Genomic DNA, 16578 nt, shown 5'->3' on the forward strand with positions numbered 1-16578 from the left:
CCCTGAACGCCGCCCGCTAAGCACCTCGAATTCGTGTCGGAGCTCTGTGAGAGGCTGCGGGCATGCGGATCCTCCACACCTCCGACTGGCACCTCGGGCGCACCTTCCACGGCCGGGTGCTCGACGACGCCCAGGCCACCTTCGCCGACCATCTGATCGAACTGGTGGACTCCGAGCAGGTGGACGCGGTCGTCATCTCCGGTGACGTGTACGACCGCGCCATCCCGCCCACCGCCGCCGTCCGACTGCTCGATGACACCCTGTGCCGCCTGGCCGACCGCACCCGCGTGGTGCTTACCCCCGGCAACCACGACTCCGCCCAGCGGCTCGGCTTCGCCGCCGCCCTGCTGCGCGAGGGGCTGGACCTGCGCGTGCGCGTGGCCGACGTCGACCGGCCCGTCATCATCCCCGACGCCGCCGGCCGCCCCGGCCTGTACGTCTACGCCCTGCCCTACCTGGACCCCGACGCCGCCCGCATATCCCTGCCCCGGCTGCTCGCCGAGCGCCTCGGGGAGGGAGAGGGCTCGGGCGTGCAGGGCAATGATGCGGCTCCGGCCGACCTCGCCGTGCCCTCACCCGCCGACGGCGAGTCCCCCGCGAGCGCCAGCGACGTCGACTCCCCCACCCGCGCCGACTCGCCCTCCCAGGCCGGCTCCGGCCTTCTGCCGCGCAGCCACGAGGCGGTGGTCTCCGGGGCTTTGCGGCTGGTGGCCCGCGATCTCGCCTCCCGCCGAGCCGACGACGCGGCCAGGGTGCCGGCGCTGACCATGGCGCATGCCTTCGTCGTCGGCGCTCAGGCCAGTCCCGACTCCGAACGGGATATCCGCGTGGGCGGAGTGGACTCCGTCCCGGCCGGCGTGTTCACCACGCTCGGAGGCTCACCGCTGGCGGGCGCCTCCGGCGGACTCGACTACGTGGCCCTCGGACACCTGCACCGCCCCCAGGAACTGCACGGCCCCGCCCGGGACCGCGGGGCCGACGGCGCGCAGGCCGTCGCTGAGGCGGCCGGCACGGACGCCTCCCACCCGCGCCTGGTCTACTCCGGCAGCCCGCTGCCCTTCTCCTTCCCGGAGGCCGACGCCGCCAAGTCCTCCGTGCTGCTGGAACTGGACGCCTCCGGCGTCACTCGCCTGGAGCGCATCCCCACGCCCACTCCGTACCGGCCGACCACGCTGCGCGGCACGCTCGAGGAACTGGTCGCCCCCGCCAACGCCGCACATGCCACCGACTGGGTACGGGTGGAACTCACCGGGCCCATGCCGTCGGGCACCATGGCGCAGCTCAAGGATCGCTTTCCCAACCTGTTGGCCTTCTCCCACACCCGCCCCGAACGCGAGCAGCGCGAAACCATCACGATCAGCCGCGCCTCCGACCCGGTGGAGGTGGCCGACCGCTTCCTGGCCGAGATGCTCGGGGATGCTCCGAGCCCCGCCCAGCACGCCATCATGTCCGAGGTCTACGACGCCGCCCGCCGCCAGACCAGCAGTAAGGAGGAGCGCTGATGCGACTGCACCGACTGACCATCACCGGCGTAGGCCCGTTCCGCGGCACGGAGACCATCGACTTCGACCGCTTCGCCGCGTCCGGCCGCTTCCTGCTGACCGGGCCGACCGGCTCGGGCAAGACCACCATCATCGACGCGATCGTGTTCGCCCTGTACGGGCAGGTGGCCGACTCTGACGGCTCCTCCAAGCAGCGCATCCGCTCCACCCTTGTAGACCCCGCCGTCCGCAGCACGGTGGACCTGGTCTTCTCCACCTCCGCCGGCGTCTATCGCGTCCTGCGCACGCCGGAGTACATGCGGCCCAAGCAGCGCGGCAGCGGCACCACCAAGCAGAACGCCACGGTGAAGCTGTGGCGGATGTCGGCTCCCGCTGGGGCAACCGTGGATGAACCGATCACCCGCGTCGACGAGGCGGGTAAGGAGATCCGGCGGATCGTGGGCCTGGACCGGGAGCAGTTCACCCAGACGGTGATCCTGCCCCAGGGGAAGTTCGCCCGGTTCCTACGAGCAACCTCCGATCAGCGCCACGAACTGCTGCGCGACGTGTTCGGCACCGGCATCTTCGACGCCATGCAGGAGGAGCTACGCGCCCGCAGACGCAACGTAGAGCGGCAGACGGAGGCGGCCCGGCAGGCCCTGCGCACCCGCGCCGACGTCCTGGCCCCGTTACTGTCCGCGCCCGTTACCCCGCCACCGGTCACCGATGCGCCGACGGATGACGCGTCTGCCGCTCCCGGCGTCGGGGCATCAACCGGCGTCCCCGCCGACGAGCCCGCGTGGCCCGACGACGTCATCGAGCCGGGGCCGTACTCCTCGCCCGCCGCCCGCCTGGAGGCCCTCGTCACCGCCGCCGCACCGGATGCCGCCGCCATCATCGCCTTCGGCGAGGAGGCCGTGGGGGCCGCCCAGGCCGCGGCCACTCCCGCCGAACAGGCCCTGCAGGTGGCCGACGCCGCCCGGAAGGAGGCGTCGGCCACCCTCGACGCCGCGCGAGCGCTGCAGGAGCGCCTGATCCGCCGTGCCCGGCTGCTGAGCGAGCAGCAGCAGCTCGACGCCACCGCCTCGCAGGACGCCGACGCCGCCGCCCGCCTGGATGCCGCCCGCCGCGCCGGGCCGGTCGCCCGCGCACTGGCCCGGGCACGGGACGCCGCACGTACAGCCGAGGCCGCCCGCAGCCGGGCCGCACAGACCCTCGCCGACGCCGCCCCCGCGGAGGCCGCCGACGCCGATTCCGATAGCGCACGCGCCGTAACCGCCGCCGAGGCGGTCCCGGCCCGCGCGGCCCTGGACGGGCTCGCTGCACTGCTCTCGACCGAGGCGGTCGGCACCGGCACCGCGGCCGAGCCGACGGCCGATTCCGACGCGCACCAGACCGTTCCCACCCCCGAGGTCGAGCCCGCCCTGGCGGCCGTGACTGCGGCCGCGGCGGCGCTCACCGAGCGCGGTCAGAGCCTGCGCACGCGCGCCGGAGCGCTCAGCGCCGTCGTCGAGGTGGAGGCGGGCCTGCCCGCCCGGGCGCAGGCGGCGCAGGCGGAACAGGAGCGGCTGACCGCCACCGCGGCCGAGGTGGAGCGCGCCGCCGCACAGTTGGCCCAGCGCCCCGGGCTGCAGGCCGAGCTGGTCGAGCGCCTGACCGCCGCCCGGGAGGCACAGGCCGGGCTGGCGCAGGCGCGCGTGACGCGGGACGCCTGCCGGGAGCGTTTACAGGCCGCCCAGCGGGCCGAGGCCCTGGAGCCTCGCATCGCCGCGGCCCGCGACGCCGTGCAGCAGGCCGCCGCCGAGGCGCTGACCGCGGCGGGCCTGGTTGCGCAGCGGCGCAGCGCCTGGATCACCACCACCGCCGGCTCGCTGGCCACCGAGCTCGTCGACGGGCGGCCCTGTCCCCTGTGCGGATCCACCGAGCACCCCTCTCCCGCCACGCCCGGGGAGTCCGCGGTCTCTCGCACCCAGGTTGAGGATGCGGAGGCGGCGCAGCAGCAGGCGGATGCCGCCCTGGCCGCCCGCACCCGGGAACACGACGCCCTGGTCACCGAGCAGGCCGCCGCGCGGGCGCAGGCCGGCGAGGACTCCGTGGCCGACCTCACCCAGTCCCTGGAGACCGCCGCAGCCCAACTCGAGGCCGCAGAGCGGACCGCCGCGCCGCTGGCCCAGCTGGAGGCCGAGCTGGCGGAGTTCACCGAAGTGACCAACCAGCTGCGCGAAGGCCTCGATCAGCGGCGCAGCCGCCTGGCGGAGGACCGTGCCCGCCTGGAGGCGGGGGCCGCCGCCCTCACCCAGGATCGGGAACGGTGCCGCAACGCCCGCGGAGAGCACGAGTCCGTGGCCGCACGTATGCGTTCCCTGGCCGGCGCCGCCGACGCCGCCGCCGAGCTGGCCGGCCTGCTCACCACGGCCGGAGACACCGCCCGCACCGTCGTTCAGGAACGCGGCGAGCTGGCCGACGTCGTGGCGCAGGCCGGGTTCGTGTCCGCCGAGCAGGCCGCGACGGCCACCCTGCCCGGCCCCGATCTGGCGGCCCTGGAGGCACAGGTCAACGAGGCGACGGCGCGGCGCGAACGGGTCCGGCAGGCACTGACCGAGGACGAGGCGATCGCCTCCCTCACGGGGGAGGAGATCGCCGACGTCGACGGTGCCCAGGAGCGGCTGGCCGCCGCCGATGCCGCCTACGAGGCGGCGCTGCAGGCGCGGGAGCAGGCGCGTGCGTTCCTCGCCCGGGTTCGGGACGCGGCCGCCGGACTCGCCGACGCCGCCGATACGCTCACCACCGCCATGGAGGACTCCGCCGCCCTGCTGGAGGTAGCCGCCCTGGCCACCGGCTCCAACGACGCCGCGACCCCGCTATCCACCTGGGTGCTGCTGGAGCGATTCAGCGACGTACTCGCCTTCGCCAACGACAGGCTGGACCAGATGTCTGCGGGCCGCTACGCGCTCGTCCGGGTCGCCGACGAGGCCGGCTCTGCGCGCCGCAAGGACCGGGGCCTGGGACTTGGTGTGGTGGACCGGTTCTCCGACTCGGGTGTGCGCGATCCCAAGACGCTGTCCGGCGGGGAGACGTTCTACGTGTCCCTGTCGCTGGCCCTCGCCCTGGCGGACGTGGTCACGGCCGAGTCCGGCGGGGTGTCGATGGATACCTTGTTCATCGACGAGGGCTTCGGCTCACTGGATCCCGAGACGCTGCAGGCCGTACTCGCCGAACTCGGGCGGCTTCAGGCCGGTGGACGCACGGTCGGGATCGTGTCCCACGTGGAGGAACTGCGTCGGCAGGTGGCCGACCGCATTGAGGTCACCCGCTCGCCGACCGGTTCCACGCTGCGCACGATCGCCTCCTAGCCGGACGCCGGGCGACGCCCGCGGGTTGACGCCCCGGGCCATGGGTGCGATGCAGCGGCCTCGGGGGCGGCACTGTGGCCTCAGCGGAGACGTCGCCGGCCGGCACCCAGTTCCTCGGCGAGTGCGTTCCGTTCGGACACGTCGTACCACAGCAGATCCGCGTCGGCGGCGCGCTCGAAGGCGGCCTCGTCACCGGTGCGGGCGGCGCGCACATCGGGCTCGGCGTCCGCCTCATCCACGAGGAGTGCCGCAACGGCGTCCCACTCCACTGGCGCGGTCAACTCAACCGTTCCCGGCAGCACGTCGTCGCCCGCCGGCACTTCCCGCACCTGCTCCTCCTCGACGTCGGCGGCGATCACCACCCGCCGGTCGGCCAGGGCCTCGGCGCCGGGCACAGCCAGCAGCATTACGGAGGAGTCCGCGGCGCACAGGCTGGCGGAGACCTCCAGCCCCTCCTGGTCCTCCTCGGGGAACACGGCGGCGAGCGCGGGCGTGGCGGCGTGGGCGGTGCGGGGGCTGATCGAGTCCGCGGACAGGTCGGCGGCGGTGGCTGGCAGGTAGACGCGCATGGGGCAAGTGTGCCCCGAAACCGGTCCCGGCACGCACTTGCCACTGCGCGCACGCCACCCGGGCCTCCCTCACACGCACCCCAACGCCGCACGCGTTCACCGCCCCAACCGGCACGCGCGGGCTACGACTAACGTCCCCTTGGCGCGGCGGGGCCGATGTGGTGGGCTGTCGGTATGAACTGGGACAGCTTGCTGACCGATCTGGAAAGCCGCTTCGACGCCGAGCGGCGCACCAATATCGCCGCCGAGGCCGCCGACCTCGCGGAGGCGGAGATCGCCGCCCTGCACCTGGCCGACCGGCTGCGCGGCGCCGTCGGCCGCACCGTGCACCTGCGCACGCGCGGCGGGGCCGCCGTCGACGGCGTGGTGCGGCGCGCGGAGGACGCCTTCGTGCTGCTGGATGAAGGCGAGGGGATCCAGTCGCTCGTGCCACTCGAGGCGGTCGCACTGGCCTCGCCCCTGCCCGGTCCCGCACCGGCACTCAATGGGCACCACCGCCCCAGCCTCCAGGGAGCGCTGCGGGAGTTCGCCCGCGCGGGCACGCGGGTGCGCGTGATCTGCGCTTCGCAGGAGGTCACGGGCCGACTCGCCCGGGTGGGGGCCGACTACATCGACGTCGCCCGCGACCCGGTGTCCGGGCACGCCCCCGGGGCGATCACCATTGCGCTGGCGGTGATCGATGTGATCCGCAGCCGGTAAGCAGTGGCGGCAGCAGAAACGGCACCGATCCGACCGCAGGCGTCACGACCCGGGCCGTTGTCTTGGCCCGGGCCGTTGTCTTGGCCCGGGCCGTTGTCTTGGCCCGGGCCGTTGTCTTGGCCCGGGCTCGGCGCTCGGTGGCCTAGGCGTTCACGGATCGGGGTGTCTTGGCGCTCCCGGAGGCCACCATCTGACGAGTCGCGGCCAGTTGCCGCTCCACGTACTCGTCGAAGGCACTCTCCGGAACCCGCCACAGGTGCCGTGCCCCCACCTGGATTGCGGGCAGCTCCCCGGACTGGATCAGGGCACGCACCCCCTGGGCGGACAGCTGGAGGTGCTCGGCTACTTCGGCGATGGTCAGAAACTTATCCGGCATGGCACTATGCTCTCATCATCTTGCCGTATGCGCCATAGTTGAACATACTTGTGGATAGCCAATGATGCTCTCAGAGCATCCAAAGGTCACGCTCATGATCGAGGAGGATCCCGTGAGCTCAGCGCAGCGAAGCGCACCCCACGCCCCCAATACCAGCCCCGGCCGCCCAGCGCCCGGTCGCCTGCGCCGCCCCACTTGGAAGGATCCGCGGCTCGCCGGCGGACTGGTGCTGATCGGTGCGGCCGTGGCCATGGGCACCTGGGCCGTCAACGCCGCCGCGGACACCGAACAGATCTACGTACTCGCCCAGGACGTCGCCCCCGGCACCGACCTGAACGCCGACGGGGTGCTCACGCTGGTCGACTCCCACCCCGGCACCGCCGCCTACGTCACCGCGGGGGACCTGCCCGCGGACGCCGTCGCCACCCGCTCGCTCCAGGCCGGAGAGCTGCTGCCGTCCGGAGCGGTCGGAGCCGCCGGAGACGTCGACCTGCGTTCCGTGGTACTCGACGTCGCCTCCGGCCTGCCCACGGGCACCGGCGCCGGCGACGTCGTTGACCTGTGGGCCCTTCCCACCGCCCCGGTCGCCGGGCAGGAGGCCGGTGCCGCCGAGGTCGTGGCCCGGGGGCTGACGATCTCCTCCGTCGGGGAGGCCGGCGCCTCCATCATCGGCGGCACCAGCGTGCAGGTGGAGGTACTCGTCCCCCAGGACGCGGTCGCCGACGTGCTCACCGCCGTCGGGGCCAATGGACCCCTCGTACTCGTGCCCACCGGCCAGGGGCAGTGATGGCGGCCGCGAGCCAAGACGGGATGACACCCCCGGGGCCGCGCGGCGTCCTGTTGGCGCTGGGCGACGACGCCGACATCCTGCGCGCCATCGACACGCCGGGCTCGGGCATGCGGGTGGTGCGCCGCTGTGCGGACACGGCCGAGCTGCTCGGCGCCGCCCTGGCTGGGCTGGGAACACTCGCCGTCGTCGGCACGGACTTTGACGAACTCGACCGCAGTGTGCTGGACCGATTGAACCGGGCCGGAGTAACCGGCCTGCTGCTGGCACCGAACGGCGACCGCGAGCGCTGGGAGAGCGCCGGCTGGCCGGTGGAGTCCACCGCCGCCCCTGCCGCCGCGGTGTGCGCCCGCCTGCAACTGATCGCCCGCGGCCACACCTCCTCGCCGGGCCCGCGTCCGGACGCCCCCACGACCGCGACCCCGGCCGCGGCGGCAGCGTCTACCACGACAGCCTCGGCCCCGCCTGCGGGGGCGGTGGCCGCGGCCGACCTGTGGGAGGAATTCGACGCGGCACCCACGCCCGCACTGCCGCCGAGCTTCTCGCCGCAGCCGGAGGCCGTGAGTCCGGCCGGTGCGCCCGCGACTGCTCACGCCAGGGCCACTGTCGCCGGGGACGCCGAGCTCGGCGGGCTGGTGGTGGTGTGGGGCCCGCACGGCGCGCCGGGGCGCACCACCGTGGCCGCGGCCCTGGCCAGCGGACTCGCCGGCGACACCATCCTGGTTGACGCCGACATCGAGGCGCCCAGTCTGACCCAGCTGCTCGGGCTGCCCGAGGACTCCTCCGCGCTGGCGACGGCGGCGCGGCTGGCCTCGCGCGGCCGCCTGGACGCAGAGACCCTGGACCGCATACTCATACCGGTCAGCGGGGGCCGTCGGCTGTTGACCGGGCTGGGGCGACCCGGCCGCTGGCGAGAGCTGCCGCCCGCGGCGATGCCGGAGGTGTGGGCGCACTGCCGGCGGGCGGCCGCCTGGACGGTGGTGGATGTCGCCGGAGGCCAGATCGACGACGCCGTGGACGACTTCACCCTGGAGCCGGGGCGCGGCGCCGTGACGGCGGATCTGCTGCGCAGCGCGGACGTCGTGGTGATCGTGGGCGCCGGCGATCCGATCGGGGTGCGCCGACTGCTGCAGCTCATGGATGACTTGGACGGCGACCTGCGGCCGAACGGGCGCGTCGAGGTGGTAGTCAACCGCGTGCGCGCCTCCGCCGCGGGGCCGTCTCCGCAGCGAGCGGTGCGGGAGGCGCTGGCGCGCTTCGGCGATCTGGAGGACGTCGTCGTGCTGCCCGACGATGCGCAGACGGCTGACCGCTGTCTGATGGAGGGACGCAGCGTGCTCGAGGCCGCACCTGGCTCACCATTGGGACGGGCACTGGCCGAACTGGTTGATCGCGTAGACCCGCGCTCGGGTGCCTCGGCCCGGGCGGGGCATACCGGCCGTGGCGTTCGGCTACGCCGTCTGACTTCCCGGCTGCACACCCAGCGACGGCCGAAAGCCACGAGCGAGCGCGTTGCCGCGGCGCCAAGCGCCGGGCCGACGGGCGCGGTGAGCAGTCCCGCCGTGGGCGCCCCCACGCCCGCACCGCCGCCACCGCCGGAGGAGGGTCCCGTTGCCGCCCCGGGTACCGTCGCTGCCCGCTCCGCGATCGCGGCCGTGGATCCCCAGGCCCCCTTGGCGCGGTCCGCGCCAGACGGCTCCGCGCGCCGCCGCTCGGGCCGCCACCGCGCCTGATCGAGACTTCTTCGTCAAGCCGGTCCAAATCGGACGCACACACCCGGATTCAACGCATACCTGAGACCCGCTTGACACACCTGCACCCATCGACGATGATCTAACATCATCAAACATGATCAACGGCGATGGGATGACACATGAGTGCATCAACGTGGATACTCACTCCCGATCCGGTGGCCCGCCGACGCGCCGCACTCGGCAGCGCCCGTCTGGCCTGCCTCGGTTTGGCCTGCGCCGCGGCCATGCCGGTGCTGCTCGGCACAGCAGCTCAAAGTGTCCGCAGCCTGCTGGCGCTGCCGCCCGCCTGGTGGGGCGCCAGCCAACTGTCCGCAGCGATCACCGCGCTGGCCTGCGGCGCCGGCGCGGTGGGCGCACTGTGGCATCTGGTGTCCGTCGTCGTCGCCCTCGTCGTATTGCGCCGCTCCACCCGTGCGGGCACCCTCGCCGGCTTCCGGAACCACGACGCCGGGGCGGCGGTCCGGCTACTGCGCCGCTGGGGTGCTCCCCTGGTGCGGCGGATCGCCGGTGGTGTTCTCGTCGTCGGCATCACCACGAGCCCGGCGCTGGCCGCCACCGACTCCGCACCGGACACCGATGACCTGGGCTGGCAGCCCACCGTGAATGCCCCGGCGCAGCCCGGCACGCCGGAGGCCATCGAACCGGAAGCCCTCGCATCTCCGGCCGCCACTGCGCCGGCCGTGCCCACGCCCACCGCAGAGGCCACGGCGCACGTCCCCCTGCTGCCCGATGCCGACAACCCGGGCGCGCAGTTGACCGACCCGCTTACCACCAGGAGTCACTCGGCCGGAGCCGTCGCGGGAGGCTCCCCCACCACAATCGGCGAGCCCACGGTCGCCGCCTCGCACCGCGTCGCCGTCGGCGAGTCCCTGTGGTCAATCACCGCCAGTCTGCTCGGTCCCGAGGCCGCCACCGCCGACATCGCCGCCGCCTGGCCCCATCTGTATCAGGCCAACGTCGAAACGATCGGCACCGACCCCGGGCTCATTCACCCCGGAACGCTCCTGACCGTTCCCGCTCTCACCGACCCATCCGACTCGTGAGCGCCCCGCAGCGCCTCCGCGTTCACCGACACCGCCCCGCCCCAGGAGAACCACCATGTCAGTCCTAGCCGCACCCGCGACCGCGCCCCGCACCGGGCCGGTAACAGCATCGGAATCAAGCCGCGTGCCGAAGCGGCAGCCCGCACACCCGAGACGACGCTCCGAGACGACGCCGCAGCCACGCCCGCTCCAGGTGCGGCGCCTGCCCGCCACCGCGTCCGGCAGCACGGTGACGCGCGAGACCGGCCCGGACGGCGCCGAGCAGCCTCGCGGCTGGGATCGGATGTCCTTCCGCCCCGCCCTGAAAGAGCGCAACCGGCGCGCCGCCGGACCGGAGATCGTGCCCACTACGGCGGCGCTCGCATCCGGCACCGCCACCGGCCCGAGCACCCCGGGCGCCGACGCCCCCATGCCGGACCCGGCGCGCTTCGCGGCCGTCGTCGTGACCGCCGCCGCGGAGGTGCTGTCCGGTCACCGCAGCGCCGATCACCTCGCCCGCTGGACCACGCCGGAGTTGTTCGCGGCCCTTGCCCGCCGGGCGGGCCTGGCCCGCAGACTGCTGGGGCGGGCGCCCACGCGCATGCGCCCCCGCTCCGTGCACGCCCAGCGCCCCGAACACGGCACCTGTGAGGTGACGATCCTGCTCGACGACGGTTCCCGCGTACGCGCGGCGGCGGCCCGGCTGGAGGCCTTCCGGGGCCGCTGGCTACTGGCCGCTCTGGAGATCGCCTGAAATCGCCCGAGCTACTTGCGCCGCTTCTTGGCGGCCGCCCGCCGCTGCTTGCGGTTGCCCGCCGGCGCCGTGGCCGCTTGGCTCGCGCCGGCAGCGGCGCCTGCGCCGGTCACGCCCGCATCAGCGGTGCGTACGGGCTTCGCAGCCACTCGCCCCTGGGCGGATCGGGCGGGGGCGGCCGTGGCGGTGCCGTCCTCGTTGGGCGCGGTGTAGGTAATGCGCTGGTTCATGGGCTCCTGGCCGGTGGTGCCCAGCACGGAGCCGGCCTGGACCCGCTTGCCGGTGCTCCCCCGCCTGCGGGTGCCGGCCTTGGTGCCGCCGGCGGCGGACTCCTGTTCCGCGTCCTGCGCCTCCTGCTCGGCGGCGGCACGGGCGGCCGCGGCGTCGAAGCGGGCGGCGTTGGCGAAGACCTGCTCGACCGTCTCCTCGCGGATGCCCTCCATCATGGCCTTGAACATGTGCGCGCCCTCGTTGGCGTACTCCACCAGCGGGTCGCGCTGGGCCATGGCGCGCAGGCCGATGCCCTCCTTGAGGTAGTCCATCTCATACAGGTGCTCGCGCCAACGCTTGTCGACGACGGCGAGCAGCACCCGCCGTTCCAGGGTGCGCATGGGCTCCTCGCCCAGCTGGGCGCGGGCGATGGAGTTGTCATCCAGACGCTTTTCGGCGTCCTCGTAGGCGACGGCGGCGTCATCAGTGAGTTCGGCGGTCAGCCGCTCGGCGGACAGCAGGTCGCGGCCGCCGACCTCCTCGATCAGGTCCTCCTGGGTGACGCTGACCGGGTAGACGTGGGCGAGGTCGTCCCACAGGGCGTCCAGATCCCACTCGTCGGGGCGGCCCTCCTGCGTGCGGGAGGCCACGATGGTGCCGATGGTCTGGGCGCGGTAGTTCTCCAGTTGCGGCTCCAGGTCCTCACCGTCCAGGACGCGACGACGCTCGGAGTAGACCTTCTCGCGCTGCTCGGTCATGACGTCGTCGTACTTCAGGACGTTCTTGCGGATCTCGTAGTTGCGCGCCTCGACCTGCCGCTGGGCGGAGGCGATGGCGCGGGTGACCATCTTCGACTCGATGGGCACGTCGTCGGGGTAGGCGCCGGAGTTCATGATGCGCTGGGCGGCGCCGGAGGCGAACATGCGCATCAGGTCGTCCTCCATCGACAGGTAGAAGCGGGACTCGCCCGGGTCTCCCTGGCGTCCGGAGCGGCCGCGCAGCTGGTTGTCGATGCGGCGGGACTCGTGCCGTTCGGTGCCCAGCACGTACAGGCCACCGAGTTCGACCACCTCATCGTGCTCCGCGGCGCAGGACTCCTGCGCCGCGGCGAGCGCCTTGGGCCAGGCCCGCTCGTACTCCTCGGCGTTCTCCTCGGGATCCAGGCCCGCCTCCTTCAGGGCGGACACGGCGATGTACTCCGCGTTGCCACCGAGCATGATGTCGGTGCCGCGGCCGGCCATGTTGGTGGCCACCGTGACCGCGCCCTTGCGCCCGGCCAGGGCGACGACGGCGGCCTCGCGGGCGTGCTGCTTGGCGTTGAGAACCTGGTGGGGGATGCCGCGCTCATCCAGCAGTTGGGAGAGCTGCTCGGACTTCTCCACGCTGGTGGTGCCCACCAGAATCGGCTGGCCGAGCTCGTGGCGTTCGGCGATGTCGTCGACGACGGCCGCCAGCTTCGCGGCCACGTTGGTGTAGACCAGGTCGGGCTGGTCCACGCGGATCATCGGTTTGTTGGTGGGGATGGGCACCACGCCGATGCCGTAGGTGCCGGCGAACTCGGCGGCCTCGGTCTCGGCGGTGCCGGTCATGCCGGCGCGCGAGCCCTCCGGGTACAGGCGGAAGTAGTTCTGCAGGGTGATGGTGGCCAGGGTCTGGTTCTCGGCCTTGATGTCCACCCGCTCCTTGGCCTCGATGGCCTGATGCATGCCCTCGTTGTAGCGGCGTCCGGGGAGGACGCGGCCGGTGTGCTCGTCGACGATGAGGACCTCGCCGTCGCGCACGATGTAGTCCTTGTCCAGGTGGAACAGTTCCTTGGCCTTGATGGCGTTGTTCAGGAAGCCGATCAGGGGGGTGTTCTCGGACTCGTAAAGGTTTTCGATGCCCAGGTAGTCCTCCACCCGCTCAATGCCGGGGGCGAGGACGCCGATGGTGCGTTTCTTCTCGTCGACCTCGTAGTCGCGGCCGGCGCGCAGCCGCCCGGCGATCTTGGCGAACTCCTTGTACCACTTGTTGACGTCCCCGGTGGCGGGGCCGGAGATGATCAGCGGGGTGCGGGCCTCGTCAATCAGGATGGAGTCGACCTCGTCGACGATCACGAAGGCGTGCCCGCGCTGGACCAGGTCCTCGGGACGCTGGGCCATGTTGTCGCGCAGGTAGTCGAAGCCGAACTCGTTGTTGGTGCCGTAGGTGATGTCGCAGGCGTACTGCTTGCGCCGCTCGGCGGGACGCTGGGTGGCCAGCACGCAGCCGGTGCTCAGCCCCAGGAAGCGGTGGATGCGCCCCATCAGGTCGGACTGGTACTCCGCCAGGTAGTCGTTGACGGTAACCACGTGGACGCCCTTGCCGGTCAGGGCCCGCAGGTAGGAGGGCATGGTGGCCACCAGGGTCTTGCCCTCACCGGTCTTCATCTCGGCGATGTTGCCCTGGTGCAGGGCGGCACCGCCCATGATCTGCACGTGGTAGGGACGCTGGCCCAGCACGCGGTCGGCCGCCTCCACCACGGTGGCGAAGGCCTCGGGCAGCAGCTCGTCAAGGGTCTCCCCGTCGGCGTAGCGCTGCTTGAAGTCCGCGGTCTGCTCGCGCAGCTCGGCGTCGGTGAAGTCCTTGTAGTCCTCCGCGAGCGACTCAACCTGGGTGGCGAGGGCATCGAGCTTCTTGAGGGTGCGCCCCTCACCGATGCGAAGGATCCGGTCGACGATCGACACGCTGCTTTCTCCCCTGGTAGGTGGTGGACTCCCGCCGCGACTGCTTGCCCGGCCCGACGGGCCTCATGCCCGGTTAACCGAGCACAGACGCGGCCATGGTATGCCATCGGGCCGCCGGCGCCCCGGCGCATGGCCCACTATCGCTGACCGCATAGACCGTCGGGCAGCCCCGAACCGCCCTCCGTGTTCCGCCGTCGGCGTCCACAGGCCGGCTTCGCGACCGCCCGCCCCGCCGCGCTGTGGATAACCCGTTCATCGACCTGGGCGACAGGGCCGGGCGGGCGCACACTGGCGGACATGGCTCGTTTGTCTTCCCGGTTCCTCGGGGTGCTCGCCGACGCGCTGCGTGTGGGCCTGCCGGTCAGCTGCGCCGGCTGCGGACGCTGGGACACGCCCCTGTGCGCGGACTGCGCGGCGCTGCTGGCGGCGCCGCCGCACCGGGTGGAGCACGTCGACGCCGCCGGAGGGGTGACGGTGTGGGCACTGTCCGCCTATACCGGGCCGGTGCGCCCCCTGGTGCTGGGCTGGAAGAACGGGGCGCGCGAGGATCTGGGCCCGGTCATGGCCGCGGCGGGCGAGCGGGCGGGCAGCTGGCTGGCCGCCCACCTGCTCCCCGACGCGGTGACGGCGGCCGCGGCCAGCGGGTGCCTGCTGGTGATTCCGGCGCCCTCGGGCCTGGGGCGCCGGCTGCGCGGCCGCCTGGTGGCGGCGGACTTCGCCGACGCCGTGGCCCGGGGGCTGGCCGTCGGCTGGCCGGAGGCGGTCCGGACCGAGGCGTCCGGGCCGAGTGGCCCCGGCCCGGTGACGGTGGCGAGCGCGGATGTGCTGCGGCGCCGGACACGGGCGGGCGGCGCGCACCAGACGGGGCGCTCGGCCGCCCAGCGGCGCGCCAACCGGGCGGTGCCGCCGCGGCTGGTGGCGCCGGTGCGCGGCATGGCGGTGGTGCTGGTCGACGACGTGGTGACCACGGGGGCGACCCTGGGCGCCTGTGCTCGGGCGCTTACGGGGGCGGGAGCGGTCCTCGGCGGCGCTCTGGTGGTGGCCGCCGCGCCCCCACCGGCCCGTAGCCGACCCGTAGTCGTCCCCGGTGACGGGGTGAACCTGCGGCCCACGGAAATGGTGTAAGTTATGTGTCGTAACGCACATGGCAGCGCGGAGGCCAAGGATGGCTCCGCCCCGGCGGTCCGCCGGCAGCAAAGGAGGAGGTGGCTGACCACTCCGAAGCTCGCCGCGAGGTGCGGCGGGTGCTTTCCCTAGCCCGATCCCCTCACAAGGATCACCTGGACTCAGAAAGAGGTTCCACCATGGACATCACCGTCGTCGGCCGCAACGCGGAGATCAGCTCCCGGCTGCGGGACTACGTCGAGGAGAAGGCCGCCAAGGTCGCGCAGTTCGACCCGCGCGTCCAACGTGTCGAGGTCGAGATCACCCACGAGCGCAACCCGCGTCAGGCGGACACCGCCGAGCGCGCGGAGATCACCGTCATCTCCAAGGGCCCGGTGATCCGGGCCGAGGCCAGCTCCTCCGACCGCTTCGCCGCCTTCGACATCGCCATGGGGAAGCTCACCGAGCGCCTGCGCCGGGCACGGGACCGCAAGAAGAACCACCGCCGCCACATCGTTGAGGTGCCCGAGCCGACACCGCAGGCCGCCGCCGAGGAGCCCGAAGTCCCGGAGACGAACGACCTGCCCATTGAAGACTCCCCCTCCGCGCCCACCGAGCCGGGCGTGGCCGTGGAATCCCAGCTGGGCGACTCCCCGGTGGTGGTGCGTCAGAAGCTCCACGAGGCGGTACCGATGACGGTGGACGAGGCGCTGTACCAGATGGAGCTGGTCGGCCACCCGTTCTACCTGTTCATTGAGAAGTCCACCATGCAGCCCTGCGCCGTCTACCACCGGCGCGGCTGGACCTACGGGGTCATCCGCCTGAACGCGCGCGTCACCACCGACGACTGACCCGCCTGGCCCGTCGCCCCTCCGCTCCGCCCCGCGTACGCAGCAGCCGTACGCGGGGCGGAGGCGTTGCGGTTGGGGGAATCGTCTAGGGTGGGAGCGTGCCTCGGCCTTCCCATCTGCCCCCGGCGCGCATCCCCGCCTCCCCGCACCGGCGCGACCGGCACGGGCGCGGACTGCGCGGGCCGCTGCTGCCGCCCAACCTGCCCGCCTGGCGTACCCGAGCCGAGCGTTTCGACGCCATGGTCATCGCCGCCGCCGACGATCTGGCCCGGCGTCACCCGGAGATCACCCAGATGCAGTTCGCGGTTGAGGAGGTTCCCCCCTCTGACCCGGCACCGTGGGAGCACGGCGTCGTCCTCGGGCGCGGCTTCGCAGCCGAGCCGCGCGCCGGCCTGCCCGCACGCATCGTCCTGTATCGGCGTCCGATCACCTCTCGGGCCGGCGACGACGCCGAACTGGTCGAGCTCGTACGGCGTGTGGTGGTGGAGCAGGTGGCCCTCATGCTCGGCCGCCGTCCGGAGGAGATCGACCCGGATCTGTGAACCGGCCCGCGCCGCGGCTCCCACGGAAGGCGGCCGCCCGGCGGTAGCCTGCGGGCGTGAGAAGAGTCCGACACTGCCGCAGACCCGGGTGTGAGAACCCGGCGGTCGCCACCTTGACCAGCGTGTACGCCGACTCCACGATCGTGCTCGGCCCGCTGGCCACCGAGGCCCAGCCCGAGGCCTACGACCTGTGTGAGAAGCACGTCGAGTCCTTCACGGCGCCGCGCGGCTGGCAGGTAATCCGACTCGCCACCGACTTCCAGCCGGCCCCGCCGTCGGAGGACGACCTGACCGCCCTGGCCGACGCCGTCCGCGAGGCCTCGCGGACGCCGCAGCCCCGACCCCGGCCCGCCGAGCACGCCGGCCGCCCC

14 protein-coding genes are annotated in these 16578 nt (G+C 73.2%); 11 read left to right on the forward strand and 3 right to left on the reverse strand.

The genetic code is table 11. The features are described 5' to 3' along the window. Positions 1-62: 62 nt before the first annotated feature. Entirely contained in the window at positions 63-1502 is a 1440-nt protein-coding gene (locus DRB06_RS06720) for an exonuclease SbcCD subunit D (protein WP_111819465.1), read from the forward strand. Continuing rightward, positions 1502-4834, forward strand: a complete 3333-nt coding sequence (locus DRB06_RS06725; protein WP_111819466.1) for an AAA family ATPase — start codon at positions 1502-1504, stop codon at positions 4832-4834. Before DRB06_RS06720 ends, DRB06_RS06725 begins: the two co-directional genes overlap by 1 nt. 80 nt (positions 4835-4914) lie before the next feature. Here the strand turns inward: DRB06_RS06725 and DRB06_RS06730 are convergent, their stop codons facing one another. Next, positions 4915-5403 carry a DUF6912 family protein gene (locus DRB06_RS06730; RefSeq protein ID WP_073327118.1) on the reverse strand — a complete coding sequence of 163 codons (489 nt, stop codon included), beginning with the start codon at positions 5401-5403 and terminating at the stop codon, positions 4915-4917. A gap of 174 nt (positions 5404-5577) precedes the next feature. Here DRB06_RS06730 and DRB06_RS06735 point away from each other — a divergent pair, with 174 nt between their 5' ends. Next, positions 5578-6102, forward strand: coding sequence for a Fis family transcriptional regulator (locus tag DRB06_RS06735; RefSeq protein ID WP_111819467.1), 525 nt, complete (start codon positions 5578-5580; stop codon positions 6100-6102). Between the two features lie 142 nt (positions 6103-6244). On the opposite strand, the gene DRB06_RS06740 is transcribed toward DRB06_RS06735, so the two are convergent. Further along, positions 6245-6478 (reverse strand): helix-turn-helix domain-containing protein, encoded by a 234-nt coding sequence (locus DRB06_RS06740; RefSeq protein WP_073327121.1) that lies wholly within the window; start codon positions 6476-6478, stop codon positions 6245-6247. A 112-nt stretch (positions 6479-6590) separates the two neighbouring features. On the opposite strand from DRB06_RS06740, the gene DRB06_RS06745 reads away from it, so the two are divergent. The 4 genes from DRB06_RS06745 to DRB06_RS16365 all read left to right on the forward strand — a co-directional run bounded on the left by DRB06_RS06745 (position 6591) and on the right by DRB06_RS16365 (position 10795). Further along, a complete protein-coding gene (locus DRB06_RS06745; RefSeq protein ID WP_073327774.1) occupies positions 6591-7265 on the forward strand; it encodes a hypothetical protein in 675 nt (224 codons plus the stop codon). After that, complete coding sequence (locus DRB06_RS06750) at positions 7265-8998, forward strand: hypothetical protein (protein WP_258522174.1); 1734 nt, start codon at positions 7265-7267, stop codon at positions 8996-8998. The genes DRB06_RS06745 and DRB06_RS06750 overlap by 1 nt, the downstream gene beginning before the upstream one ends. Before the next feature lie 140 nt (positions 8999-9138). Beyond that, entirely contained in the window at positions 9139-10062 is a 924-nt protein-coding gene (locus tag DRB06_RS06755) for a peptidoglycan-binding protein LysM (RefSeq protein WP_258522175.1), read from the forward strand. Between the two features lie 55 nt (positions 10063-10117). Beyond that, positions 10118-10795 (forward strand): Rv3235 family protein, encoded by a 678-nt coding sequence (locus DRB06_RS16365; protein WP_220092989.1) that lies wholly within the window; start codon positions 10118-10120, stop codon positions 10793-10795. An 11-nt stretch (positions 10796-10806) separates the two neighbouring features. Here the strand turns inward: DRB06_RS16365 and secA are convergent, their stop codons facing one another. Then, a complete protein-coding gene (secA, locus tag DRB06_RS06765; protein WP_111819469.1) occupies positions 10807-13710 on the reverse strand; it encodes a preprotein translocase subunit SecA in 2904 nt (967 codons plus the stop codon). A gap of 297 nt (positions 13711-14007) precedes the next feature. On the opposite strand from secA, the gene DRB06_RS06770 reads away from it, so the two are divergent. From DRB06_RS06770 to DRB06_RS06785, 4 genes are all read left to right on the forward strand, one after another. Beyond that, positions 14008-14835: a phosphoribosyltransferase family protein gene (locus DRB06_RS06770; protein ID WP_111819470.1), complete on the forward strand. Its 828-nt coding sequence runs from the start codon at positions 14008-14010 to the stop codon at positions 14833-14835. A 179-nt stretch (positions 14836-15014) separates the two neighbouring features. Then, entirely contained in the window at positions 15015-15665 is a 651-nt protein-coding gene (hpf, locus tag DRB06_RS06775) for a ribosome hibernation-promoting factor, HPF/YfiA family (protein WP_073327129.1), read from the forward strand. A gap of 98 nt (positions 15666-15763) precedes the next feature. After that, entirely contained in the window at positions 15764-16207 is a 444-nt protein-coding gene (locus DRB06_RS06780; protein WP_234416120.1) for a metallopeptidase family protein, read from the forward strand. A 56-nt stretch (positions 16208-16263) separates the two neighbouring features. Further along, positions 16264-16578: DUF3499 domain-containing protein (locus DRB06_RS06785; protein WP_146750826.1), on the forward strand; the 315-nt coding region annotated here is incomplete at its 3' end.

The sequence above is a fragment of the Actinomyces sp. Z5 genome (assembly GCF_003287795.1).
GTDB lineage: Bacteria > Actinomycetota > Actinomycetes > Actinomycetales > Actinomycetaceae > Actinomyces > Actinomyces glycerinitolerans.

What these genes read in the sequence shown, in the direction of transcription:
- DRB06_RS06730 (WP_073327118.1), bottom strand. Translation starts at nt 5,403, where the DNA reads ATGCGCGTCTACCTGCCAGCCACCGCCGCCGACCTGTCCGCGGACTCG.
- hpf (WP_073327129.1), top strand. Translation starts at nt 15,015, where the DNA reads ATGGACATCACCGTCGTCGGCCGCAACGCGGAGATCAGCTCCCGGCTG.
- DRB06_RS06770 (WP_111819470.1), top strand. Translation starts at nt 14,008, where the DNA reads ATGGCTCGTTTGTCTTCCCGGTTCCTCGGGGTGCTCGCCGACGCGCTG.
- DRB06_RS06750 (WP_258522174.1), top strand. Translation starts at nt 7,265, where the DNA reads ATGGCGGCCGCGAGCCAAGACGGGATGACACCCCCGGGGCCGCGCGGC.
- DRB06_RS06720 (WP_111819465.1), top strand. Translation starts at nt 63, where the DNA reads ATGCGGATCCTCCACACCTCCGACTGGCACCTCGGGCGCACCTTCCAC.
- DRB06_RS16365 (WP_220092989.1), top strand. Translation starts at nt 10,118, where the DNA reads ATGTCAGTCCTAGCCGCACCCGCGACCGCGCCCCGCACCGGGCCGGTA.
- DRB06_RS06740 (WP_073327121.1), bottom strand. Translation starts at nt 6,478, where the DNA reads ATGCCGGATAAGTTTCTGACCATCGCCGAAGTAGCCGAGCACCTCCAG.
- DRB06_RS06725 (WP_111819466.1), top strand. Translation starts at nt 1,502, where the DNA reads ATGCGACTGCACCGACTGACCATCACCGGCGTAGGCCCGTTCCGCGGC.
- DRB06_RS06735 (WP_111819467.1), top strand. Translation starts at nt 5,578, where the DNA reads ATGAACTGGGACAGCTTGCTGACCGATCTGGAAAGCCGCTTCGACGCC.
- DRB06_RS06755 (WP_258522175.1), top strand. Translation starts at nt 9,139, where the DNA reads ATGAGTGCATCAACGTGGATACTCACTCCCGATCCGGTGGCCCGCCGA.